The organism is Promicromonospora sp. NPDC023987, assembly GCF_040639055.1.
Taxonomy (GTDB): domain Bacteria; phylum Actinomycetota; class Actinomycetes; order Actinomycetales; family Cellulomonadaceae; genus Promicromonospora.
The window spans coordinates 89,037-112,453 of record NZ_JBEZZF010000001.1; the positions used below are offsets into that span (position 1 = coordinate 89,037).

General features: G+C 70.3%; 20 protein-coding genes. 16 read left to right on the top strand and 4 right to left on the bottom strand.

Features of this window, described 5'->3' with window-relative positions; genetic code table 11:
* From AB0F40_RS00420 to AB0F40_RS00435, 4 genes are read left to right on the top strand one after another with little or no spacing between them, the layout of a single operon-like run.
* Positions 1 to 714 (top strand): TnsA-like heteromeric transposase endonuclease subunit, encoded by a 714-nt coding sequence (locus tag AB0F40_RS00420; protein ID WP_357462400.1) that lies wholly within the window; start codon positions 1 to 3, stop codon positions 712 to 714.
* Positions 711 to 2,816: a Mu transposase C-terminal domain-containing protein gene (locus tag AB0F40_RS00425; RefSeq protein ID WP_357462404.1), complete on the top strand. Its 2,106-nt coding sequence runs from the start codon at positions 711 to 713 to the stop codon at positions 2,814 to 2,816. Before AB0F40_RS00420 ends, AB0F40_RS00425 begins: the two co-directional genes overlap by 4 nt.
* Positions 2,813 to 3,973: an ATP-binding protein gene (locus tag AB0F40_RS00430; protein ID WP_357462407.1), complete on the top strand. Its 1,161-nt coding sequence runs from the start codon at positions 2,813 to 2,815 to the stop codon at positions 3,971 to 3,973. The genes AB0F40_RS00425 and AB0F40_RS00430 overlap by 4 nt, the downstream gene beginning before the upstream one ends.
* Entirely contained in the window at positions 3,970 to 6,348 is a 2,379-nt protein-coding gene (locus AB0F40_RS00435; RefSeq protein WP_357462410.1) for a TniQ family protein, read from the top strand. The genes AB0F40_RS00430 and AB0F40_RS00435 overlap by 4 nt, the downstream gene beginning before the upstream one ends.
* Before the next feature lie 291 nt (positions 6,349 to 6,639).
* On the opposite strand, the gene AB0F40_RS00440 is transcribed toward AB0F40_RS00435, so the two are convergent.
* Positions 6,640 to 7,029: a heavy metal-responsive transcriptional regulator gene (locus AB0F40_RS00440; protein WP_357462413.1), complete on the bottom strand. Its 390-nt coding sequence runs from the start codon at positions 7,027 to 7,029 to the stop codon at positions 6,640 to 6,642.
* 93 nt (positions 7,030 to 7,122) lie between these two features.
* Between AB0F40_RS00440 and merA the strand changes: the two genes are divergently transcribed.
* From merA to AB0F40_RS00465, 5 genes are all read left to right on the top strand, one after another.
* Positions 7,123 to 8,574, top strand: a complete 1,452-nt coding sequence (gene merA, locus AB0F40_RS00445; RefSeq protein WP_357462416.1) for a mercury(II) reductase — start codon at positions 7,123 to 7,125, stop codon at positions 8,572 to 8,574.
* A gap of 62 nt (positions 8,575 to 8,636) precedes the next feature.
* Positions 8,637 to 9,356, top strand: coding sequence for an organomercurial lyase MerB (gene merB, locus AB0F40_RS00450; RefSeq protein ID WP_357462419.1), 720 nt, complete (start codon positions 8,637 to 8,639; stop codon positions 9,354 to 9,356).
* A 55-nt stretch (positions 9,357 to 9,411) separates the two neighbouring features.
* Positions 9,412 to 9,747, top strand: coding sequence for a hypothetical protein (locus AB0F40_RS00455; protein ID WP_357462422.1), 336 nt, complete (start codon positions 9,412 to 9,414; stop codon positions 9,745 to 9,747).
* Between the two features lie 73 nt (positions 9,748 to 9,820).
* Positions 9,821 to 10,336, top strand: a complete 516-nt coding sequence (locus tag AB0F40_RS00460; RefSeq protein WP_357462424.1) for an alkyl hydroperoxide reductase — start codon at positions 9,821 to 9,823, stop codon at positions 10,334 to 10,336.
* Positions 10,333 to 11,304, top strand: coding sequence for a cytochrome c biogenesis CcdA family protein (locus tag AB0F40_RS00465; protein WP_357462427.1), 972 nt, complete (start codon positions 10,333 to 10,335; stop codon positions 11,302 to 11,304). Before AB0F40_RS00460 ends, AB0F40_RS00465 begins: the two co-directional genes overlap by 4 nt.
* 124 nt (positions 11,305 to 11,428) lie before the next feature.
* On the opposite strand, the gene AB0F40_RS00470 is transcribed toward AB0F40_RS00465, so the two are convergent.
* On the bottom strand, positions 11,429 to 12,781 hold the full coding sequence (locus AB0F40_RS00470) for an NAD(P)/FAD-dependent oxidoreductase (RefSeq protein WP_357462430.1): 1,353 nt from the start codon (positions 12,779 to 12,781) through the stop codon (positions 11,429 to 11,431).
* A gap of 802 nt (positions 12,782 to 13,583) precedes the next feature.
* Here AB0F40_RS00470 and AB0F40_RS00475 point away from each other — a divergent pair.
* The 7 genes from AB0F40_RS00475 to AB0F40_RS00505 all read left to right on the top strand — a co-directional run bounded on the left by AB0F40_RS00475 (position 13,584) and on the right by AB0F40_RS00505 (position 21,666).
* The gene (locus tag AB0F40_RS00475) at positions 13,584 to 15,023 is read left to right on the top strand and encodes a conjugal transfer protein TrbL (RefSeq protein ID WP_357462433.1); all 1,440 of its coding nucleotides are present in this window, start codon (positions 13,584 to 13,586) and stop codon (positions 15,021 to 15,023) included.
* Positions 15,020 to 16,465 (top strand): SCO6880 family protein, encoded by a 1,446-nt coding sequence (locus AB0F40_RS00480; RefSeq protein ID WP_357462436.1) that lies wholly within the window; start codon positions 15,020 to 15,022, stop codon positions 16,463 to 16,465. Before AB0F40_RS00475 ends, AB0F40_RS00480 begins: the two co-directional genes overlap by 4 nt.
* Before the next feature lie 15 nt (positions 16,466 to 16,480).
* The gene (locus AB0F40_RS00485) at positions 16,481 to 17,614 is read left to right on the top strand and encodes a hypothetical protein (protein WP_357462439.1); all 1,134 of its coding nucleotides are present in this window, start codon (positions 16,481 to 16,483) and stop codon (positions 17,612 to 17,614) included.
* Between the two features lie 66 nt (positions 17,615 to 17,680).
* On the top strand, positions 17,681 to 18,754 hold the full coding sequence (locus AB0F40_RS00490; RefSeq protein WP_357462442.1) for a hypothetical protein: 1,074 nt from the start codon (positions 17,681 to 17,683) through the stop codon (positions 18,752 to 18,754).
* A gap of 38 nt (positions 18,755 to 18,792) precedes the next feature.
* Positions 18,793 to 19,626, top strand: a complete 834-nt coding sequence (locus AB0F40_RS00495; protein ID WP_357462445.1) for a hypothetical protein — start codon at positions 18,793 to 18,795, stop codon at positions 19,624 to 19,626.
* A gap of 58 nt (positions 19,627 to 19,684) precedes the next feature.
* Positions 19,685 to 20,176, top strand: coding sequence for a hypothetical protein (locus tag AB0F40_RS00500; protein ID WP_357462448.1), 492 nt, complete (start codon positions 19,685 to 19,687; stop codon positions 20,174 to 20,176).
* Positions 20,173 to 21,666 carry an ATP-binding protein gene (locus AB0F40_RS00505; RefSeq protein WP_357462451.1) on the top strand — a complete coding sequence of 498 codons (1,494 nt, stop codon included), beginning with the start codon at positions 20,173 to 20,175 and terminating at the stop codon, positions 21,664 to 21,666. The genes AB0F40_RS00500 and AB0F40_RS00505 overlap by 4 nt, the downstream gene beginning before the upstream one ends.
* Before the next feature lie 124 nt (positions 21,667 to 21,790).
* On the opposite strand, the gene AB0F40_RS00510 is transcribed toward AB0F40_RS00505, so the two are convergent.
* Together AB0F40_RS00510 and AB0F40_RS00515 are read right to left on the bottom strand one after the other, a co-directional pair.
* Positions 21,791 to 22,162, bottom strand: a complete 372-nt coding sequence (locus AB0F40_RS00510; RefSeq protein ID WP_357462454.1) for a DUF2243 domain-containing protein — start codon at positions 22,160 to 22,162, stop codon at positions 21,791 to 21,793.
* Between the two features lie 649 nt (positions 22,163 to 22,811).
* Positions 22,812 to 23,390 (bottom strand): hypothetical protein, encoded by a 579-nt coding sequence (locus tag AB0F40_RS00515; RefSeq protein WP_357462457.1) that lies wholly within the window; start codon positions 23,388 to 23,390, stop codon positions 22,812 to 22,814.
* Positions 23,391 to 23,417: the final 27 nt, after the last annotated feature.

Here is a 23,417-nt window from a genome sequence, read left to right on the forward strand (position 1 = left end):
ATGGGTGCCGGCAGTTCGGTCAGCTTCAGGGACGGCTCCGGCAGGGAGTCGACGACGGATCTCGGGACGGTTGCGGCGAGCGTCCTGGCCGTGGCCGCGCCGTGGCGGGTGTTCCGGTGGCGGCACGGCCAGGCGCACTATTCGGGGTGGTACTGGTCGGCGACCACTGGCGGGCATGTCGTCTATGAGAGCCGGCTGGAGCTGGCTCGCCTGTTGCTGGCCGACTTCGATCCTCGGGTCGTGGCGATCGCGGCGCAGCCGTTCTGCGTGAGCGCTCAGGTCGAGGGTGTGCGTCGTCGGCACGTGCCGGACTTCCTGCTGCTGGACGCCGGGGGCGTCGTGACGATTGTCAATGTCAAGCCGGCCGATCAGCTCGCCAGGCCGAAGGTGGCCGCGGCGCTGGCGTGGGCCGGGGAGGTGTTCGCCGGGCGGGGCTGGCGCCATGAGGTGTGGTCGGAGGCTTCGGCGTCGGTGCTGGCGAACGTCCGGTTCCTGGCCGCGTACCGGTACCCGGATCGTGTCGATACCGCGACGGTGTCGTGGCTGGAGGAACGGGCCGGCACGGACATGTCGCTCGGTGGCCTCGAGGGCAGCAGCGGGCTGGCGGCGGGTGATGTGCGTGCCGCGGCGTTGCATCTGGTCTGGCGGGGCGTGTTTCGGGTCGATCTGGAGGCGCCGCTGTCGGGCGCGACGGTGCTGGAGCGTGCCGCGTGAGCGCGCCTGGCTCGCGGGGCGCAGTGGTCACGGTCGGGACCCGGGTGAGCACCGACGGCGCCTGGTTCACGGTGCTGGGGATCGAGGCCGAACGGTTGCGTCTGCGCGGCTCGGGCGGCCAGACGGTGCTGGTGCACACCGCGACGCTGCTGGCCGACCCGTCGACCACTATCGTGGGCGCGGACACCGAGCCGGTCGAGGCGCTGGGGCCGGCGCTGGCGAACCTCACCCCGGCGCAGCAGGCGCAGCTGGACGAGCGGTTGGCGCAGGTTCGCGAGCTGCTCACCGGCTACACCTCGGGGTCCGCTGATTCTGCGATGGACGGCGAGCCGCGGTCGCAGTACGACCCGACATTGCCGGTGGCCGACCGGTACGCCGCGAAGGCGACCGAGCTGGGTGTCACGATGCGCACCCTGGAGCGGTGGGTCGCGGCGTTCCGTGAGACCGGGCCGGCGGGCCTGCTGGACGGGCGGGGTCTGCGCGTGACCGATCCGCTGGGTGGGGTGGACGAGCGCTGGCTGGCGATGTGCCGGACGGTGCTGGCCGAGCACACCGATGCCGCCCGGCCCACCCAGAACCTTCTCCTGCAGCGGGTCGCCGCGCGCCTGGCCGCGGAGCACGGTCAGGGTGTGGTGCCCGAGCCCGGGCGGCGCAAGGCCCGTGCTGTGCTGGGCGAGATCAGCCGGGGCACGAACGCGTTCACCGGCAGCACGAAGGGGAAGCGGTCGATCGCCAACCGTCCGGGCGGCGCCTATGGGCGGCTGCGTCCGACCCGGCCGGGTGAGTACCTGTTGCTGGACACCACGCCGCTGGACGTGTTCGCGATGGAGCCGGTGACGCTGCGTTGGGTGCGGGTGGAGCTGACGATCGCGATGGATCTGTACTCCCGGTCGATCACCGGATTGCGGCTGTCGCCGATGTCGACCAAGGCGGTGGACGCTGCGCTCGTGTTGTTCGAGTCGCTGCGCCCAGACTCGAGGGCGCGCACCGGCGGCGGCCTGCTGCCCTATGCGGGCCTGCCCGACCTGGTCGTCGTGGCCGACGATCCGCCGACTGACGGCACCGGGAAGGGGCTGGCTGGGGTCGCAGCGGAGACTGTGGTGGTCGATCACGGCAGGATCTACCTGTCGCATCATCTGCTGGGGGTGTGCGCCCGGCTGGGGATCTCGGTGCAGCCGGCCCGCCCGCTGACCCCGACGGACAAGGCCGCGGTCGAGCGGTTCTTCCGCACGGTGCGCGAGCAGCTGCTGGCGGCGCTGCCCGGCTACACCGGCCCGGACGTGCACTCCCGCGGCGCCGACCCCGAGGGCTGCGCCTACTTCTTCATCGACGAGCTGGAGTCGATCCTGCGGGAGTGGGTCGGCGGCGTCTATCACCAGCGCCCGCACGGCGGGCTGGCCGACCCGCACGTGCCTGGCCTGGACCTGTCCCCGGCGGAGATGTTCGCCGGTGGCGTCTCCCGCACGGGCCGGTTGCGGGTCCCGGCCCGGGCTGACCTGGTCTTCGACTTCCTGCCAGTGGCGTGGCGCACGATCCAGCACTACGGGGTCGAGCTGGGCGGGCTGCGCTACAACGGGCCCGTACTGACCCCCTACCGCAACCGCACCAGCGGCTTCACCGGCCCGCACACCGGGAAATGGCCGGTGCGCTACGACAGCGACGACGTATCGCGGATCTACTTCCAGGACCCGGCCGACCAGAGGTGGCACGTCCTGGCCTGGGAGCACCGCGCCGAGGTTGATGCACCGTTCTCGGCCGAGGCGCTGGCCTACGCCCGCCGCCTGGCGCTGGCCTCGGGCCGTCACGTCGACGCGCGGGTGGCGCTGGCCGATCTGCTGGACCGGTGGGATGCCGGGCTGACGCGGCACCCGGCCGAACGGCGGATGGCGGTCCGCGCAAGTCAGCAGCGTCAGGCTCGCCTGGCCGTGGCTGAACCCGATCCCCAGGTCGCGCAGCTTCCCACGGTCCGCGCGATCACCGACCCCGCGCCGGGGAACGACGACCCGACGCCGGGCGGCGCCGCTGGTGACGACGACACCGACGACGAGCTCGACGTCGGTGATGAGGAGTTCTACGCCGACGCGTTCGAGATGCTGACGTGACCCGCCTCGCCGATGTCTCGGCGCCCGATGATGACGAGCGGGACTGGGACCTGTCGACCAAGGCCGGCTGGTTCGCCATGGTCGACGTGGCGCCGCGAGAGCGTCCCGTGACGCGCTGCCTCGAGGAGATCGAGGCCATGGGAGCGGGCGAGCGGCGGCGTTACGACCACGACCGCGGCGTCTGGCACGCGAACCTCGGCCCGATCCGCACCCCGGCGCTGGACGCGGTGTTCGACGGGCTGGACGAGATTGTGGGCTCCAACCTCCAGGACGGGGACAAGGTCAAGCCCGCCGCGGTGCTGGACGCTCTTCCCGGGCTGGGCAAGACCACCGCGGCGGTCGCGTTCGCCCGCAGGTTCCACCGCGACCAGATCGACCTGCACGGGGCCCGCGCCCGCGTCGCAGATGGGTCGTGGCAGCGGATCCCGGTCGCCTACCTCCCGCTGACGTCGAACACCACGATGCGTTCCCTGAACTCGATGCTGTGCCGGTTCTACGGTCTGCCGGGCGCGCACCGGGGCACCGCCACGAGCCTGGCGTATCGGGCCGCTGAGGCCGTCGCGGCCTGCAAGACCCGTTTGATCGTCGTGGACGACGTGCACTTCCTGGACATGAACAGCCGTGACGGGCGCGAGGTCGCCAACCACTTCAAGTGGCTGGCCAACACGTTCCCCGTCACGTTCGTGTTCGTCGGCGTCGGGCTGCGTGCCCGTGGCCTGCTCAACGAGGGCCTGACCGGCGCGGACGCCGCGTTCTCCCAGACCGCGCGCCGTTGGACCGTGCTGGGGCTGGACACGTTCGAGATCGGCACCGAGCAGGGGCGGCGCACCTGGCGGCAGCTGCTGCTGGCGATCGAGCACAACCTCGCCCTCGCCGACGCGCACCGGGGAATGCTGAGCGAGGACTTGTCGGACTACCTGTTCGCCCGCAGCAGCGGGCACTTCGCCTCGCTCATGTCGCTGATCGGCCGCGGCTGCTACCGGGCGATCAAGACCGGCACCGAGACACTGACGGTCGACCTGCTGGACGCCGTACGCATCGACCAGGCCGCCGAGACTGCCCGCAGCCACCTTTCCGCCACGATCGACGCCGGCCTGTTGACGACCGGGGTCCCCACCCCACGGCAACAGCCGGAACCAGGACTCGCGACACGATGACGGTCGGCAGGCTGCCGTTCACCCTGGATCCATTGCCCGGCGAGGCGTTCGAGACCTGGCTGCACACCTACGCCGCCCGCCTGGACGTCACCACCGGCCAGCTGATCGAGTCCCTGGACCTGCCCGGCCTGCGGGCCGACCTGCTCCGCGGGCGGTGGCAGCGTCCCGACCCGACCGAGAACACCATCGCCGCCCTCGGCGCCGCGACCGGGCTGGCCACGCAGGCCGTCCGCGCGATGTTCGACGCGCCCGGTCACACGCCACCGCACGGCACCCTGATCGCGTGGGCGCCGCAACCGGTCAGCCGGTTCTGCCCGGCCTGCCTGGCCGACGGACGCTGGAGACCGGACTGGCGGCTGCGTCTGCAGTTCTTCTGCCACCGCCACCACGCGCCGCTGACCGAACGCTGCCCGGGCTGCCGACGCCCGCCGCCGGCCCTGCCGGTCCGGCCGAGCCTGTGGCCTGGCAGCACACCGCAAGGGGCGAGCCCGTCCGCGGCCAGCGCCGACTGCCGCTGCGGGCACGACCTCGCGGTGATCGCATCGCCGGGCTGTCGAGACCCGGACGCCGCCGCGGCCGCGCAACAGTTCATCGACGATCTCCTGACCGGGATCCGGGATCCGGACCGGACTCCCGGCGCGCGGCAGGACGCCCTGGACACGCTGGGCGACCTCAGCCTGATCGCCGCACACGTTGCCGCCGCCAGGCCCGACAAGCAGATCGCGGTGACCACGACGGTGCTGCGTGCCGACACCCTCATCCCCGCGGTCACCGTCCTGGGCCGCCGTGACGAGACGACACCCGACCCGCTCATCGACCTCGTCGCCACCTGCACCCCCAGCCGCCGGGCCCACAAAGCGGTCCCGCACACCTGGGGCAACGGCAGTCCGACGCTACGCACCCGCATCGCCTACGGCCGCTCCGGCTCCCTGACGGCGATCGACCGGCTCCGCCACGCCACCGCCCTGCCCACCACGCTACGACTTCCGCACCGCGCTCCTGGCCGGGTCGACCCCGCCGTCGAACGAGCGGCCCGGCTGCCCGACCAGATCTGGCCGACCTGGGCGATCCGGCTCGGGCCGGACACCGCCGCCCTACAAGCCACGACCTTCCGCACCTCGGCGTTGGTCGCGCTGCTGCTCCCGCACAGCAACCTGCCACTCAAGAAGCAGATCATCGGACTGGTCAACCCTGAGATCAAGGCGAACACCGTGGCCCACCACATGGTCCGTCTGCTGAGCATGCCCGCCGGTGAGACGGCGCTACGGATCCTCACCGAGCTCGCGTTCGCCATCGATGACCACGACATCCCGATCGACTACCCGCGCCGCCGACGACTGGTCACCAGCACCGAGCTGATCAACGACGGCACCTGGAAGGACATCGCCCGCCCGCGGTCCGGGCGGGGGCGGCACACCGTCAACGCCCGCCGCTACCTCTACGAGCTGCTCACCGGCGGGAACCTCTCCATCGCGCCGCCCCCGCACCAGCACACCAGCGCCGCCATCAAGTCCGACCAGTACCGCACCTTCGTCACCTTGATGACCGCCGACATCCACGACGCGCTCCAGCAGCACGCCCTCCGCCTCCTGGAATCCGCCGGGATCACCGACGAACCCCTCACCTGGGAACCACCGGCCAGCTGGATCACCACCACCGACTGGCCCGGCACCGACCCCGACCACACCGACCCCGCCGCCATCCACCACGCGATCCTCGAGGGCCGCATGCCAGTCCATCAGGTCGCCGCCGACCTCGGCGTCTGCATCGAGCACGTGCATACCGTCCTGCACCGGCACCCCCTGCCCCGGCCAGGCAACCCGCTGCCCACCCAGCTGCGCACCGTCCTCCCGCCCGATACCACCAGCAGCAAGCCCGCCAAAGCGTTCCGCGTCGACCCCGACTGGCTCCGCGAGGAATACCTCACCTGGCGACGCAGCCTGCCCGACATCGCCGACGAGATCGGCTGCGGCCTCTCCACGCTCAGAGCATTCGCGCACGCCCACGACATCCACATCCGCCCCGGCATCGACACACACGACTTCATCGACCGGCACGCAACCGGCGGGCGCCACCCATCGCAGTTCCCGCAACCACTGCGCGACGCGCTCCGCGGATTAGGCGCCCGGCGGCGACTCGAACGCTTCGTGACCCTCGCCAACCAGCCCAGCATCAACCAGGCCGCCCGAGCCCACGGCTGCAGCTCGGCAAACCTGACCACTCAGCTGGCCACGCTCGAGCGCGCCAGCGGAGGACCGCTCATCCAACGACGCCCGAGGCCCCTTCCCGTCGGGCCGCTCACACCTCTCGGACAGGACCTATGCCGTCAAGCACAGGAACACCTCGGGATCTCACCGATCCTCCCGAGCACATGAGAAGAACCGCCCACGATCGAGGAAAAGGACAACTTCGATGCTCGCTCTGCTGCAGCAGTCGTACCAGGGCTGGGCCATCAGCGGCCCGCCGTGGGGACTCGTCCCGGACGTCTCCCACGGGAATTACGCGGTAGCAGGCGGGATCTGACTCCGGTTCGGTAACCAGCCCGCTTGTCCTGGTCGTCGCGCGCCAGCCCGGATTCCGCTGTGGACGTGGCCGGCGGGGACGTCGAGGACGGCGCACCGGGTGCGCGGCTATCGCGGCGGGTTCGGCTCGCCGCTGGCGTGGGCTTACAGGTAGCGGCACACCTGGTCGGGGGAGCACGTGTCGGGTTCGGGGTGCGCGGCCTGGTCGCGGAGCGTGGTGAGGGTGTTTCGGAGCGTGGTGAGTTGTGTGAGCTGGGTGTCCAGGTCGGCGATCCGTTCGGTGAGGAGGTCGCGGACGTGCCCGCAGGGGGCGGCGCCGGTGTCACGGATGGTGAGGATCTGCTTGATCTGGGCCAGCGTCAGGCCGGCGGCCTGACCCCGGTGGATGAAGTCGAGCCGGCCCAGGGCGTTGGGGGTGTAGTCCCGGTAGCCCGCCTGGGTGCGGTCGGCGGGCGGCAGAAGTCCTTGTTCCTCGTAGAACCGCAGTGTCTTGGTGGTGGTGCCGGTCGCGTGCGCGAGCTCACCGATCCTCATGGAGACCGACCCTCCTTAGAACTTGACCTTCCCCTGTACTGGAACCTCCAGTATGGGCTTGTCGGTAGCTCGAACCAAGCCCGGGAGGCTCGCATGCCCAACATTCAGGTCGACCTCGCGATCGTGGGGTCCGGCGGCGCGGCGTTCGCCGCGGCCATCCGCGCGACGAAGCTTGGCAGGTCGGTTGTCATGATCGAGCGCTCGACGATCGGCGGGACGTGCGTGAACACGGGTTGTGTGCCGTCCAAGGCGTTGATCGCGGCCGCCGAGGCCCGGCATACCGCACTGGACGCGGACCGGTTCCCCGGCATCGCCGCCTCCGCCGACGCGGTGGACATGCCCGCCCTTGTCGCGGGCAAGGGCGCGCTGGTCGAGCAGCTGCGGGCCGAGAAGTACGTCGAGGTGGCCGACTCGGTCGGGTGGCGGACCGTGCAGGGCGACGCGGCCTTCGCCGGGACCGCGAATGCCCCGGTCCTGGAGGTGACGTTCCCGGACGGGACCACCGAGGTCGTCCAGGCCGCCCAGTACCTGGTCGCGACCGGGTCGCAGCCCTGGATCCCTCCGGTCGACGGACTGGCCGGCCCGGACGGTGCCGGTGGCGTGGAGTACCTGACCTCGACCACCGCGATGGAGCTCGAGGAAGTGCCCGAGTCACTGCTGGTGCTCGGCGGCGGGTACGTCGCCCTGGAGCAGGCGCAGCTGTTCGCCCGGCTGGGCTCGAAGGTGACAATGCTGGTGCGCTCCCGGCTGGCCTCTCGTGAGGAGCCCGAGGCATCCAAGGCACTGCTGGGAGTGTTCGCGGACGAGGGGATCCGGGTGGTGCGCCGCGCCACCGTCACCGCCGTCACCCAGGACCCTGCGACCGGTGAGGTGGTCGCGAACGCCACCGTCTCCGGCGGGAACCAGGAGTTCCGCGCGGCGCGGCTGTTGGTCGCGCTAGGGCGCCGACCGGTCACCGACGGGCTGAACCTGGACGCGGTCGAGGTCAAGACGGGCGAGGCGGGCGAGATCGTCGTCGACGGGACGCTTGCCACTTCCAACCCGCGGGTCTGGGCCGCCGGGGACGTCACCGGGCATCCGGAGTTCGTCTACGTCGCCGCCGCGCACGGCGCGATGGTGGTCGACAACGCGTTCGCCGACGCCGACCGGGAGGTGGACTACCGGCACCTGCCCCGGGTCACGTTCACCAGCCCCGCGCTCGGGGCGGTGGGGATGACCGACGCCGAGGCGGTGGCCGCCGGCTACCGCTGCGAATGCCGGGTGCTGCCCCTGGAGTACGTGCCACGCGCGCTGGTCAACCGCGACACCCGCGGGTTCATCAAGATCGTCGCGGACGCCGACACCGGCCGGATCCTGGGCCTGACCGCCCTCGCCAAGGACGCCGGCGAGCTCGCAGCGGCCGGGGTCTACCTGCTCGAGGCGGGCATGACGGTGGATCAGGTCGCCCACCAGTGGGCGCCCTATCTGACCATGGCCGAGGGCATCAAGATCGCCTGCCAGTCCTTCACCACCGACGTCTCCCAGCTCTCCTGCTGCGCGTCCTGACCCCACCCCGTATCGACCCCGAAACCCCGTATCGAAACCCCGTATCGACAAGGAGCGAACTGATGACCACTGTCAGCCAAGATCTCGGCAACCGCCTGGTCTCCCCGAAGGAGTCCGGGCTCGACCCAGCCCTGTTCGTGCCGCTGCTGCGGCTACTGGCCGAGGGCGAGCCGGTCGCGCTCGGCGACCTGGCCGTCGCGTCCGGGCACACGATCGAGCAGGTCCGGCTGGCGCTGGCCGCGGTGCCGGACACCGAGTACGACGAGGCCGGTCGGATCGTCGGCCAGGGCCTGACCCTGCGTCCCACCAGGCACCGGTTCACCGTGGACGGTCAGGAGCTGTACACCTGGTGCGCGCTGGACACCCTGATCTTCCCCGCGCTCATCGAGACGACCGCCACCATCGAGTCCGTCTCGCCCGCCAGCGGTGAGACCGTGCGCGTCACCGCGACCCCGACCGCGGTCACGTCGGTCGAGCCGGCCGGTGCCGTGGTCTCCCTGATCAACCCCGAGGACCTGACCTCGATCCGCTCCGCGTTCTGCAACCAGGTCCACTACTTCACCTCGCCCGAGGACGCCCAGGCATGGCTCGCCGACCACCCCGGCGGCGAGGTCGTTCCGGTCGCCGAGGCCTACCGGCTCGCCGCGGACCTGGTCAAGCAGATGCCCGGCAACCTGCGGGTCGGCGCCGCCGCGGGGACCGCGGACGACACTGCTGCGTGCGCGACCCCGCAAAGTGCAGAGCCCTCCGGGACGGCCGGGAGGGCTCACGGGTGCTGCTGACCGAGACCACCGCGGCCGAGGGAACATCGCACGGCAGCCGACAAGGGACCTGATCATGAGCGACGACAAGCAACCCCAACCCCGCCGCCCGGCCGACTCGGGCCCACCCGCGGCGCTCGTCGCGGCCGGCGCGGTCCTGCTCGCGGTGGTCTGCTGCGCCGGGCCCGTGCTCCTGGCGGCCGGAGCGCTCGGCGCTCTCGGCGCCTGGCTGGCCAACCCCTGGATGATCGGCGCCGGCATCACTGTGCTCATGGGGGCGGTGGCCTGGACGATGCAACGTCGCAGCCGCAACCGTGCCGGCACCGGCACCGGCTCTTCCTCAGCGGACTGCTGTGACCCCGACCAGCTTCGCCGGCCTAACCTGCCCCAGCCCGACCGAGAGGACCACTGACGTGCCGCTTCGCCCCACAACCCCCCGTTCGCGACCTGCCCGCCGTGTCCGACGCAACCGGACCGGCGGCGTCGTGGCCGCCGTCTCGATGGCGCTGGCGCTGACGCTGAGCGGCTGTTCCCTGTCAAAGGACCAGCCGCCCGCGCCGGCGGGCCAGGCCGATCCAGGCCCGACGAACCCTGGTACCGCCGCCGGGTTCACCGCCGAGACCATCTCCGGTGATGCGGTCACGATCCCCGACGGCCGGCCCTCGGTGGTGCTGTTCTTCTCCGTCGAGTGCGGCGGCTGCGGACCCACCGCGAACGCACTTGCCCAGGCCCAGGCCGACAACCCGGACGCGGCCGACTACGCCGTGGTCGATGTGGCGGGCTACGAGACCGTGCAGGACATCCAAGGATTCCTCGAGGCCTACGATGCGGGCGCCCTCGGCTACGCCATCGACGCCGAGGGTGACCTGGTCGCCGAATATCAGGTCACCCAGCTCAGCACCGTGCTGATCCTGGACGCCGACAACCAGGTCACCTTCCGCGCGATCGAACCGTCCGCCGACCAGATCCGCGCCGAGCTGGCCAAGGTGACCGGCTCATGAGCGGGCTGCTCGCCCTGGCGTTCGCCGCCGGCCTGCTCGCCCCGGTCAACCCCTGCGGCTTCGCGCTGCTACCAGCCTGGTTTACCTACACGATCGGCGATCCGGACGAGTCACCGGTACCGGTCCGGCTCGCCCGCTCGCTACGCGCCGGCCTAGCCCTGACACTCGGGTTCGCCGGTACGCTCACGGCCGTCGGGATCACGGTCAGCGCCGGAGCCCGCGCCCTGATCGGCGCCGCGCCCTGGCTCGGGCTGGCCATCGGCGTAGCTCTGGTGCTCATCGGTGCGGTCATGCTCGGCGGCCGTACCCTCGGGCTGCGGCTCCCCACGGCACGACAACCCACCAAAGGCAGTGCGCACGGCACCGGCCGCATGATCGCCTTCGGGGCCGGGTACGCCGCCGCGTCGCTGTCGTGCACCTTCGGGGTCCTGCTCGCGGTGATCGCCCAGGCCCAGGCGACCGCGACCTTCACGGGACTGCTCGCCGTGTTCGCCGCCTACGCGCTCGGATCCGCAACGATCCTGCTGCTCGTGGCGATCACCAGCGCCGCGGCGGGAGCCGTCCTCGTCCGGCGAGTGACCGCCCTGGCCCGACACAGCAACCAGATCACCGCCGTGGTCTTGCTCGTCACCGGCACCTACCTGGCCTGGTACTGGTACCCCGCCGCAACCGGCGACCGCAGCCGCACCACGGGGCTGGCCGATGCCACCGCCACCGCCGCCACCTGGCTCCAGGAACACACCACCGCAGTCACACTGTTCGCCGGCGCGGTGGTCCTCACCGTCGCCGTCGTGGCCCTCGCCCACCACCTTCGCGCGCCAGGCCGCCAGGCCGCCCGAACCAGGCCGGCACCCTCCGACGCGGCGCCCTCCCACGCGGTGCCAGCGGACTGCTGCACCCCGGACACAGACCCCGACGACCCGCCAGCCCAACACCAGACCGGCGCACCGGGCACCGGGCACCCCTGAACGCACCGACGCACGCCGGTCTCGCCACACCGACCACGCGTGCGGCGAGACCGGGGCGCACCGGTGCTCGACGGCCAGACATGCTTCCGCGCCCGGGCCGAGGTGGTCGTCAGCGCGACGGCCGTCAGAGCATGGAGCCCAGGTCGGACCCGACCGTCGGGTACGCCGCTGTCGTGGACTTGAGCTGCCGGGTGGTCAGGCCGAGCTTCATCGCCATCCCGAAGGTGTTGATCAGCTCGCCGTACTCCGGTCCGAGCAGGTGCGCGCCCACGATCTGGTCGGTAGCGCGGTCCACGAGGATCTTGCTCGCGGCGGTGGTCTCCCCGGTCCGGTAGTTGGAGTACCAGCCGCTGGTATCGGTGTAGCGGACCTCGAGGTCCAGGCCGCTCGCCCGGGCCTCGTGCTCGAGTAGGCCGACCCGGACCAGCTCGGGAATCGTGAACACGGCGGTCGGGATCCCGGTGTAGTCGGGCACTGTCGTGGCGTTCTTCAGCATGTTCGAGGCCGCGACCTTGCCCTCGATCACCGCGACCGGGGTCAGCGGCATGCCCGGCGTGTCCGCCGAGTCACCGGCCGCGTAGACGGCGGGGTTGGTGGCGCTCCGTAGGTCGCCGGTCACGGTGACGCCGCGTTCGCCCCACGCGACACCGGCCGTGTCCAGACCAAGCCGGGACAGCTCGGGAATGCGCCCAGCGCCGTGCACCACGAGGTCGTACTCGCCCGTCTCTAGGGTGCCGGAGCGCTCAAGCTCGACCTGGTAGCCGGTCAGCGTCTTGTCGATGCGCTTGATCGTGGTGGAGCGCCGTACCTCGACGCCAGCGGTAGCGCCGCGGGTGATGAGGAGCTCGACGAGGTCGGGATCGAAGCCCTTCAACGGGCGTGGCCCGCGGTCGATGATCACCGGACGGCCGCCGGCGCGCGCCACGAGGTGGGCGAACTCGAACGAGACGAACCCGCCCCCGACGAACAGGATCCGTTCCGGCAGCGCCTTGAGGTCCATGAAGCCGGTGCTGTCGACCAGATGTTCCTGGCCGGGGAAGTCGAGCGGTCGCGGCCGGGCCCCGGAAGCGATCAAAAAGCGGGTCGCGTCGTAGGGCCGACCGTCGACCTCGATCCGGTTCCGGTCGACGAACCTGGTCGGGCCGTGCAGCGTGGCCACGCCGTTGCCCGCCAGACCGTCCTCCGCCTTCCGCGGGGCGGGGTCGGTGAACCCGTGCTTGTGCGCCATCAGGTCGCCCCAGTTGATCGCCAGGCCGTCGGCGTCGATGCCCTTGCCGCGCATCAGGCGGGCAGCGTCGATGATCTCGGCGCCGCGCCGCAGGATCTTCTTCGGGTCACAGCCCCGCAGCGCGCAGGTGCCGCCGTAGGGCAGCTCGTCGACGATCGCCACGCTCCAGCCCTGCGACGCGCACTTGTTCGCCGCACCGATCCCGGCCATACCAGCACCGATCACCATCAAGTCGAACTGCGGGCTCATCACATCTCCTTGCCCCAAAGGCTTGCCCCGCGGATCGAGTCGCCCAACGCTCCACGAGCCGAGCCGACCGGGATGGTCGAACACATCTGCCAGACCACGGCTCACGGTGATAACGGGCCATCCAGCGGCAAGATCATGTCAAGCGGCTCCCGCACGACCCACCAGATCCGGTGTCCATCGAAGTACACCAGCCCGGACTTCATGTCGCGACCCCATGCCTCCCCCGCCGACGACATCGGCTGCGGCCCGTTCACGCTCCGAACGTTCACACACACCCACGACATCCCCATCCGCAAGACACCGACTCGCACGACTTCATCGATCGACACACCGCCGACGGGCGCCACCCCTCACAGTTCCCGCAACCGCTACGCGACGCGCCGCTCGAAACCAGCACCCGGCAACACCTCGAACGCTTCGCCACTCTCACCTACCAGCCCAGCATCGACCAGGCCGACCGAGCCCTCGGCTGCAACCCGCCCAACCTGCACACCTAGCTACCCACGCTCGAACGCGCGGTCGGTGGACCGCTCATCCACCAACACCCCGGAGCCCGTCCCGGCGGGCCCCTCACACCTCTCGGACAGGACCGATGCCGCCAAGCCCAAGAACACCTCCGGGGGCTCACCCATCCCCCCGACCACATGAAGAGAAACGCACATGACCGAGGAAAGCGACAACTTCGATGCACGCTCTGCTACAGCAGGCATATCAGAGCTGGGCCATCAGTGGTCACTCACCTAGCAGCCTGCCGACAACTACGCTGCCCGACCGACAACTTGGGGGGATCCCTACAAGCCAGATGGGACTGTGCTCCAACCCCGTCACCGCTGGGGTGTGCCAGCAGGCCGCCGAGGAGGCCACCACCCAGGCAGGCGTCGTTGTCGGGGACCTGATCAACACGTTCGCCGAGGGCATCGGCGAGCTGGCCTCGTTCTTACTGGTCCAGTTGTGGAACCTGATGGCTACCACCACCCTCGTGGACGTCACCCGAGGCGAGTTCACGACCGTCTACAACCTGGTCTTCGGTATCGCAGTGTTCCTCATGCTGGGCTTCTTCCTCCTGCAGCTCACCACCGGGATGCTGCGTCGCGAGCCCGGTGCGCTTGCTCGGGCCGTGTTCGGGCTGGCCAAGAGCGTACTGGGCTCTTTCGTCGTGATCACGCTGACCGCGACCCTGCTGGAGATCACCGACCAGGTCTGCCTCGGAATCGTGCGCGCGTCCGGCACCACCATGGAAGCGATGGGCGCCCAGTTCGCCACCGTCGGTGCCGTCGCAACGACCGGGTCGGTCCTGGCGCCCCTGCCCGGAGCGCTCCTATCCCTGTTCCTCGCTGGCCTGACGGTCGCCGCGGTGGTGATTGTGTGGTTCTCGCTGTTGATCCGCAAAGCGTTGCTGCTGGTCGCGATCGCGCTCGCGCCGCTGGCGCTGGCGGGCGCGTCCTGGGACGCGACCCGTGGGTGGGTCGGCAAGTGGGCGCAGTTCGTGGTCGCGCTGATCGTGTCCAAGCTGGTCCTGGTCGTCGTATTCCTGCTGGCCGTGTCCTTCACGGGGACCCCCGTGGCGGCCGACCTGGCGACGTGGTCAGAGAAGCTCGCCGGGATCGTGCTGCTCCTGGTGGCCAGCTTCGCCCCGTACATGACGTACAAGGCGATCTCGTTCATGGGCTTCGACATGTACCACGCGATGTCCGTCGAACAGGAAGCCAAGTCCGCGCTCAACCGACCGATGCCCGTCACGGCGGGTGGCGCAGCGGCCGGCGGGTTCATGGGCCGCAAGCCACAGAACGTCCTGGGCGCCGACGGGCGACCGACCGGCAACGGCGGCGGGCAGGGCGGTGGCCCGGGGGCGACCGGTGCAGGTACGGGCGGGCCGGGCATTGGCGGCTCGTCGGGTGGTGGTTCGGCCGCTGGAGCCGCTGCACCGAAGGTCATCTCCGCCGGTGCGGGGTCCTCGAGCGGGGCTGCCGCCGGTGCGGGGGCAGCAGGCGCGGGAGCCGCTGCCGCCGGGGTGGCGGCACCGGTGGTGATCGGTGCCCAGCTGGCCAAGGCCGCCGCAACTGCCGGTCCCAAGGCCGGTGCAGCCGTAGCCGGCGCAGCCGGGCAGCAGACCGACGCAGCATCGCCCGGGGCGACAGGCTCCGCTGCCGGTGCTGCCCGTGCGCGTCCGCAGGCCGACGCCGGGTCAGCGTCCGCGCCGGTGCGGGATGTGCCTACAGTGCTCGGCAAGGAGCAGCGATGACCGCCCCGAGCACCACACCGTCGGGTCCGGTGCGGGCAGTGAAGTTCTCCCGGCTGCCCAAGCATGCGCTGCTGTTGGGCCTGACCGCGGCGCAGCTCGCCGCGATCACAGCGGGTGCGCTGCCGCTGATCGTGGCCCTCTACATCGGCGGCACCGCGATCATCTTCGCGGTCCCGTTCACGGTGGTCGGTGTCGGCGTCGCTGTCGTGCCGGTGGGTGGGCGGGCCGTGGTCGACTGGCTGCCTGTCACGGTCGCGTGGGCGTGGCGGTCGCTCACTGGGCAGCTCACCTTCCGGGCACGGGTGGACCGGCCGCGCCCTGCCGGGACGCTCGCCCTGCCCGGACGAGCCGCCGCACTGCGGCGATTCGTCGATCCGGTCACGGGCGCAGCCCTGGTTCACGACCCGCACGCCAGCACGCTGAGCATGTCGATCCCAGTGACCTCCGCCGGGTTCGAGCTTCTCGACCCGGGTGACCAGTCCCGGCGCGTTACCGGGTGGGGGCGAGTCCTGGCGACGGTGTGCCGGTCCGGACGGATCAAGGCGGTGCAGGTCACCCAGCGGACTCTGCCCGGGTCCGGCGCGAGCCTGGTCGAGTGGTGGAACGAGCGCCAGGCTGGTGACAGCGAGTTCGCCTCTCGGATCTACGCGGAGCTGATCGAACGAGCGGGCCCCACGGCCGAGCGCCACCAGAGCGTGATCAGCCTCGCGCTGGACATGCAGGCAGCGGGTCGGGCGATCCGGGCCGCAGGTGGGGGCATGACCGGAGCTGCGGCGGTCCTGCGGCAGGAGGCCGAGACGTTGACCACCGCGCTGCGCTCGGCCGACCTGACCCCAGCAGCACCGCTCGACCCGGCCGGGCTGGCCCTATGGTTGCGCACCGGCTACGACCCGCCGGGCGCCCCGGTTCTGGAGCAGCACGCGGCCACTGGCCGGGACCTTGCTACGGCGGGTCCCGTCGCGGTGGCTGAGTCGTGGGGTGCGCTGCGCTCGGACTCCTCATGGCACGCGGTGCTGTGGATCTCGCAGTGGCCGCAAACCGCTGTCGACCCCGGGTTCCTCGCACCGCTGCTGCTCACCTCCGGTCTCCAGCGCGCGTTGACGATCCGGTACGAGCCCCTACGTGCCGACGTCGCGGCGCGTGACCTGCGGCGCAAGAAGACCGGGCACATCACGGAAGCCGCTCAACGCGCCCGGTTGGGTCAGATCGAGGACGTCACCCAGGTCAATGAGTACGACGACGTCCTGACCCAGGAGGCAGAGCTCGCCGCCGGGCACGGTGTCCTGCGCACCACCGGCTTGATCACAGTCAGCGCCCCCGACCTGGACGCGCTCGAGCACGACGTCGCCGCGATCGAGCAGGCCGCGATCCAGGCCGGGTGCGAGACCCGACGCCTGTGGGGACAGCAATCACTCGCGCTGGCCCGGACCCTGACCGCCTGACACCGGAGGATCATGATGTCCAACTCGCCCACCGAGAAGCGCACCGCACCCGCTCGTGCGTACGCCGAAGACGATCCTGACGTCGACAACGCAGCGCGCGAGCCTTCCCCGGTCGACGTGGCCGGGGCGCTGGAGTCCCCGACCCAGGAAGCGCTCAACGCCTTTCAGGCGCGCTGGGGCCTTCTCCCCGGCAGCGAGCGCTTCGAGCTGCGCGAACCGCAGGCCAGCCGGGACGTGGCCTCGGTCGGGATCGCCCGACCCGGAGCACCGAGCACCCAGGTGGTGCGGGTCTCCGCCCAGGAACACACGACCTGGATCCGGTTGGCGGTCGCCAAGAGCAAGCTGCCCGTGGACATGACCGCCGCATCACGAGTCCTGCAGCTCTCCCTCGACGAGACGAACCATCTCTTGCTGGCAGCGTCGGATGCGCTGTGGCACATGCGGAACGTGGCGCGCTTGGCGACCCAGCTGTATGCCCTCCGCAGCAGCGTCGAGGTCCTGGAGCACAGCCTTGACCTGGAGGCACGCACCGCGGGAGTCGACGCCACCCGGTTGAAGGACACCGTGGCACAGCGTTCCGATGTCACCCGGTGGGAAAGCGAGCGGGACCGCTTCGTGACCAAGCACTGGCCGATGGTGGTTGTCCCGTCCGGAATCCGGGCCAGGAGCGACCTGGCCTTGCGGATCTCGAACCTAATCGTCGAGCAGGACGCCCTGTGGACGGCCCAGGTGACGACGTGGCTCACTGGCGCCGGCACGCCGCACCGCCGCATCAGTGGCGCTGGACGGGTCTTGCGTGCGGTGCCCAGCGCCGTCGTGAACGTCGCAGCGCACGTGAGACGAATTGGACAGGTCAGCCGGGACCTGCGCATCGCGCACGAGTGCGCACGGATCGCGGATGGCCTCGAGGATGCCCGCGAGCGCTGGGCGAATGCCGCGACGCTCCATCGGGCGCAGACCGAGGAGCACCGGCTGGCCGCCCTGGTCGTGGCGGCCGTCCGGGAAGCGTCCACGCCCAAGAACCACCGGGCTCCGCACGCGCCGTACACCACGCGTCCTTCTCGCCAGAGCGCCCGAACGGTCCAGCCGCCCGCCCCTCCAGGCCCGGGTCACGCCCCGCGGCCAGAACCGGGGTCACCGGTCCTTTGACCGCAGGGCCGGGCAGCGACACCGGCCGTCCCGAGCGGCCGGTGTCCGGGCGGGTCCAGACACCTGATGTCCATGGGCATCCCAGGTACGACAGCACAGGAAACGGTTGAGGCCGCCGACACGGTCGGGTCTCCGTTCGAGGAGACGGCCATCGCTTTCGAGGCCCGGTGGGATCTGATCGCTCCCAGGGACGACATCGAGGTGTGGGGACCGGCGGGGTCTGGTGGGGTCTCGATCGGTCTCGCGCTGCGCGGGGCGGCAGAAGAGTCGGTGGTGGACGTCGCTCTCGACGGTCGCCGGGTCCGGTTGTCGGACGCGTTGACCGACGCGCCGCTCGATCTGGCAGCGGTGTCGAGGGTGTTGCAGCTGCCGGCTTTCGAGGTCCGCCGGGTGCTCCAGGCTGCGGTCGAGGCCCTGCATTACGCGCGTGAGGCCTACCGCCTCGTCGACGAGCTCGAACACGCTCTGGCGGCAGTGCGATTTCGGGAACGAGAGCTTGACCGGTCCGCCCGTGCGGGCGGGCATGGCGCGGCCTGGTTGAAGGACGCCCAGGCTCAGTACGAACGCGTGGTCGACCTGGAAGCTCGGCGGGACCGGTTCGCGGTCCGACACGGTCTGGGCGGGGTGACCGCGTCGGACCTGGAGGACCACTACGGCTTGGCCCAGGACGTCAGGCTGCTCACCCAGGAGCGCGAGGACCTGGCCGACGCCGGTCTCATGGGCTGGCTCCAGGCAGCAGACCCGCCCTTCTCACCGGTCCGGGGCCTGCTGCGGCCCGTGACCACGTTGTGGCAGCTCGCGCATGGCATCGCGACGTACCTCCGCTACACCCGGCTCATCTCCCGCGACCTTGCCGTCGCCCAAGAGCGCCGTCAGATCGCCGGTGAGCTCTACGTGGCGTATGAGGCCCTGGCCGACGCTCAGGAACTGCAGGCGGCCCTCGCCGAAGTGACCCGCCTGCGGGAGCAGGTCGCCGCGAACCTGCGGGCCGCGTCCACACCGGTCCACAAGCCCACGGTGCCAACCCCGTACGGCACCCAGCCCACGCTTGGCCCAGCACGCAGCCTCGAGCCTCCCGCCGAACCCCATCAGCCAGGTTCGCCGGGGCGACGCCCCGGGCGGGGCGCGCCGGGCTTGTGATCGTAGTCCGGCTGGTGCTGGTGGCGCCCCTGACCTTCATGGACAACTCACGACCGGACGTGATGACCCGGACCTGCGGCGCTCTTAGGCTCATGGTGCGGTACGACGGGCCCACGCAGGCCGGGCAGTTCGGGTTGCGCCACCAGTGGGCCTACCGGATCCAGGATGCCTCCGACCCGGGTCGTCCTCCTGCCGCGGGCGTGGACCTGTATCCCGCACGCCGCAGTCCGGCCAACGCGCGGGAGGCACTCGCCGCGCTCGTCACGGTCCTGACTGCCGCAGGGCGGGCGTACTCCAGCGCGACTGGAGCGCTGACCGCGGGGGCGGTGAGTCTGGTCCGGTTCCCCGCATGGGTACCCGAAGCCGCGCACCGGAACATACCCGAGCTGACAGTCCTGGGCCGCGAGCTGGCAACGCCAGACCCGCAAGACGTTGATGTGCCCGTCGAGACGGCCCCGACCGACCAGGCACTGTGGCCGCCGGGACAGTGGTACGACATCGTCTTCCTGCAGGACGAGGAGGGCCACCGGCTCGCCAGTCTGATCGACGCACGAGGACCGGAGCGTGCGGTCGACCATCTGTCCGGCTGGGACTACGGAAGCGAGACACGAGACGTGTCGGTATTCCATGACCGCACCTATACCGAGCTCCCGACCGAGCCTGGCGGCCACCATTTCGAGCTCGCGCCGTACGTCCTGGTCTGGCACACAGGCATGGGCCACGTGAAGCTGCTGCGTCAGTTCGAACCGGACCACGAACCACCCATCTGGTGGCTCGACCGCGCGGGACTGCTCAAGCCCGAACCGCCCGTGCCGGACCCCGCACCGACCACCAGACTGTCCGCGGGCGATACGCATCGGCCCTCGCTGTAGCCACGGCACACAGGTCGCCACGCTCACCATTCTCAGAACCGCTGTCCGAGGAGGACTCATGCCGAACGACGCCGACAAGTCTGCGCTGAGCGACGGAGCCCAGGCCGTTCAAGCTCTGCAGGCGCTGGTTGAGTCCACGCGGCAGCTCGACCCCGTAGACAGCTACTACGCGATCCGGGATCTGCTGGCCTGCGCCCGACACCTGTCTCAGGCCGCTCAGCACATCGCCATGGCCCACCGCGACAACGCTGCGCATGCCATCGCCGTGGGCGACCTGATTCCCGACGAACATCGCTTCGACGGATACGGCCTCGCCGGGGCCGTGGGCGCCCAGCTGGACGGGACCCGCCAGCACCTCGACCAGGCACGCACCACCCTGCAGCACGCGGCTGACCGGTCCGTCCACATCGACTGGATCACGCCGTCACGTCCCGCAGCTGCAGAGCCACGGGTCGCCGAGCCTCCACGAGCAACCGGTCATGAGCTGCCGCAGGATGCTGCCGCGCCGGGTTCATCGGCACGCGGGCACCAGCGAGGGCGGTCGCTGTGACCCGCGAGGCGGAGCGCGTGCACGTCACCACTCTGGCCACGCCGCAGCACGAGAGCTGGTCAGTCCGGCGCACCCGTCGACGCGAGCTGCGCGCAGCCCACGCCCAGGCCACAGACCGCACGACGAGCAGAGCCGCAGGTACCAGGGATCGCCGCCTCGGCGGGTCCCGGTACCTGCCCCGCTCGGGCGAGCCGGGGCCAGCCATGCTGCGGTCCCCGATCGGGCTGCGGGTGCCACGCCACCAGGACACCAGCGCGACATGGGCGGGGGCGTACCCGTTCCTGACCGACGCCGGCCCGGACGCCGGCGGGGTGTTCGTCGGCCAGACGCTGCCGTCAGGGTCCTCGTTCGTGTACGACCCGTGGGAGCTATACGCCCGCGGCCACATCACTGCACCGAACGTCTTAGTCGCAGGGATCCTCGGGGCCGGCAAGTCCGCCCTGGCCAAGTCGCTCTACGTGCGCAGCCTCGCGTTCGGGCGCCGGGTCTATGTGGCGTGCGACCCCAAGGGGGAACACACCGTCGTCGCCGAAGCGGTCGGAGGCAAAGCCATCGGCCTCGGCCCCGGGATGCCGACGCGCCTGAACCCGTTGGACGAGGGATATCGCCCCGCGTCGGTGCCTGATGACGTCTGGACCGGCCAGGTCCGCAACCGGCGCCGCACCCTGCTCGGCGCCCTCGCAGAAACCGTGCTCGACCGGCCATTGTCACCGGTGGAGCACACCGCGATCGACGTCGCTCTGACCGGCGCGGTACGCGCCGCCGACGGGGCACCGATCCTGCCCCAGGTCGTCGACCATCTCCTGACCCCGCACCGCGACGACGATCCCGACGGCCGGCTCGCCGAGGACGGCCGGCCCGTAGCCCACGCCCTGCGCCGCCTGGTGGCCGGCGACCTGAGCGGGATGTTCGACGGGCCCAGCACCGTGGCATTTGACCCGTCACTGCCGATGCTCTCCCTGGACCTGTCCCGGGTCGGAGAGAACTCCACCGCGATGAACGTCCTGATGACGTGCAGCTCGGCGTGGATGGAAGCCGCCCTGTCCGATCCTGACGGCGGGCAACGCTGGGTCGTGTACGACGAGGCCTGGCGGCTGATGAGCCAACCCGCACTACTACGCCGCATGGACGCCCAGTGGCGCCTGGCGCGCTACTACGGCATCGCGAACCTGTTCATCATCCACAAGCTCAGCGACCTGGACAATGTCGGAGACTCCGGGTCCGCGGCCCGCGCGATCGCAACCTCACTGCTCGCTTTGGCCGAGACACGAATCATCTACCGCCAGGAAACCGACCAGCTCGGCACGACAGCAGCGGCACTCGGGCTGACCGACACCGAACGCGCTCGGCTCCCCATGCTCGGCCTCGGCCAAGCCCTGTGGCGGATCCGCGAACGCGCCACGCTGGTACAACACCAACTACACGACGCAGAGGCGGCGCTCTACGACAGCACGAGCCGGATGCGCACGAATTCTCCGAAGTTCCCGTGATTTCTGACCGTTCTGCCGGGAACTTGAGCGCAGTCGCCTACCAGGTGTCCTGTGCACGCTCAGGTTCGCGAGATCTGAGCCTTCCACCGCATGGAGGATCCCGACACATGCCATTTCCCCGCGGTCACCTTTGCGCAGTTGCCTCGGTTCGGGCGGTGGTGGGCGCCCGGTTCCCGAGTCGGGTGCGTGCGATGGTCCAGATGATGCCGGCCAGGAGCAGGATGCCGCCGGCGGTGTTCCAAGCGATGTCGTACGGCAGGACCTCGACGCGGTAGCGGATCTGGTGCAGTCGCAGGAGCTTATGGTCGGCGATGCCGTCCCACGGCTGGAACAGTCCGAGACCGACGAGGAACCCGGCCCAGGCTGCGGCGGTCCAGAAGGTGCGTCGTCGTCGCGCGTCGAGCATGAGGAAGAACCTGAAAGAGAAGAAGAGCAGCTCGCCCGCGTTCAGTAGGCCCGTCCGAGACCAGCGCGCTGTCTGGTGTGGCGTAGTCATAGAAGTGGTGCCAGGCGAGGATCCGGTGGAACGCGATCTCGTCGATGGCCGCCATCCTCGAGATCCCGAGCAGGACGCTGCCCAGTACGACCGGTTCGCAACGGTGAGACGCCGTACGGTTCGAATCACCCGTCAGGGTGGTCTTTCCGTTCGTCAGTCCGATCCGTCCGGCCGATTACTCGATCCCGGCTTCACAGCTGTGCCGTTGTCGGCGCAGTGGGCAGTTGTCATCCGTTGGCGCGCTACCACGTGCCCATAACAACAAGATCAACACGAAGTCGGCCAAGTCGCCCGTGGTGAGCCACCAACTGAGCGCCAGTGTGCGCGTCCACGGTGATGACGCCCTGCGGTGTGGAGGTGTTGATCAGCTTCGCCGGCACACCGTACGCAGCCAGCGATGTGACCAGCAGTACCGCGCACGCGGCGAACCCGCCTTCCTTGGCGACCGCCCACAACGAGCCGATCACTTGGTCCGGGCTCGCCAGAGGGCGAACTGGTCGCCGGGCCGGACCGAGAGCGCCGTGTCGTCAAGGCCTGGTCGCAGCCGCTTTCGCTGTTGCTAGCGGCGCCATGGAAGGCTTTCATACGGCGTTAGGTTGGAACGACCATGCACAAGCGCGCTCCGGGACACCCGGGTGCTCGATCGGGTTCAGGGCGCCGTGACTGGTCTGAGTCCGATGAACTTCATGCGGTCCTGGCCGTACTGGCAGGTCTGCAATGCGAGGTCGCCGTCGAGGCCGACGAGATCATCGGTCGTGGCCCAGATCTTCGAGGTGTGACGGATGTCGACGACTTCGTAGACCTGATCGCTGCCTGCGATGCGGATCTGTTCTCCGGTGTCCCACGGCAGGAGGACGTCACCTCCGCAGTTGTTGTGTGCGGCCCACACGGTCGGTACGTCCGCGTGCTCGTAGGAGAGCATCTCGGTGAAAGTGCCGTCGCACTCGTCGAGTTCCGACACACCACCTGCTGCCCCGAGATGCACGGTGGGTATCTGACCGGTGAGTCGCTCGCGTGCCGTGCTGATCACTTCGTTGGTGGTGGTCTTGAGCGTCCCGTAGGAGCGCTCGACGTCCTGCGGCGCAAGAATGTTCCACGCGCCGAGCGTGCCAGCCGCTATGAGCAGCAGGTTCGCGGCAAGATTGACCAGCCGTCCTGACCGGCGGTGATCGCTGGGACGTACATGGCGCGCACCGGTGATTTTGCTGTCCTTGTATCCCGCCTTCATCGGCAGTTCCCCATCTTCGTCAATGTC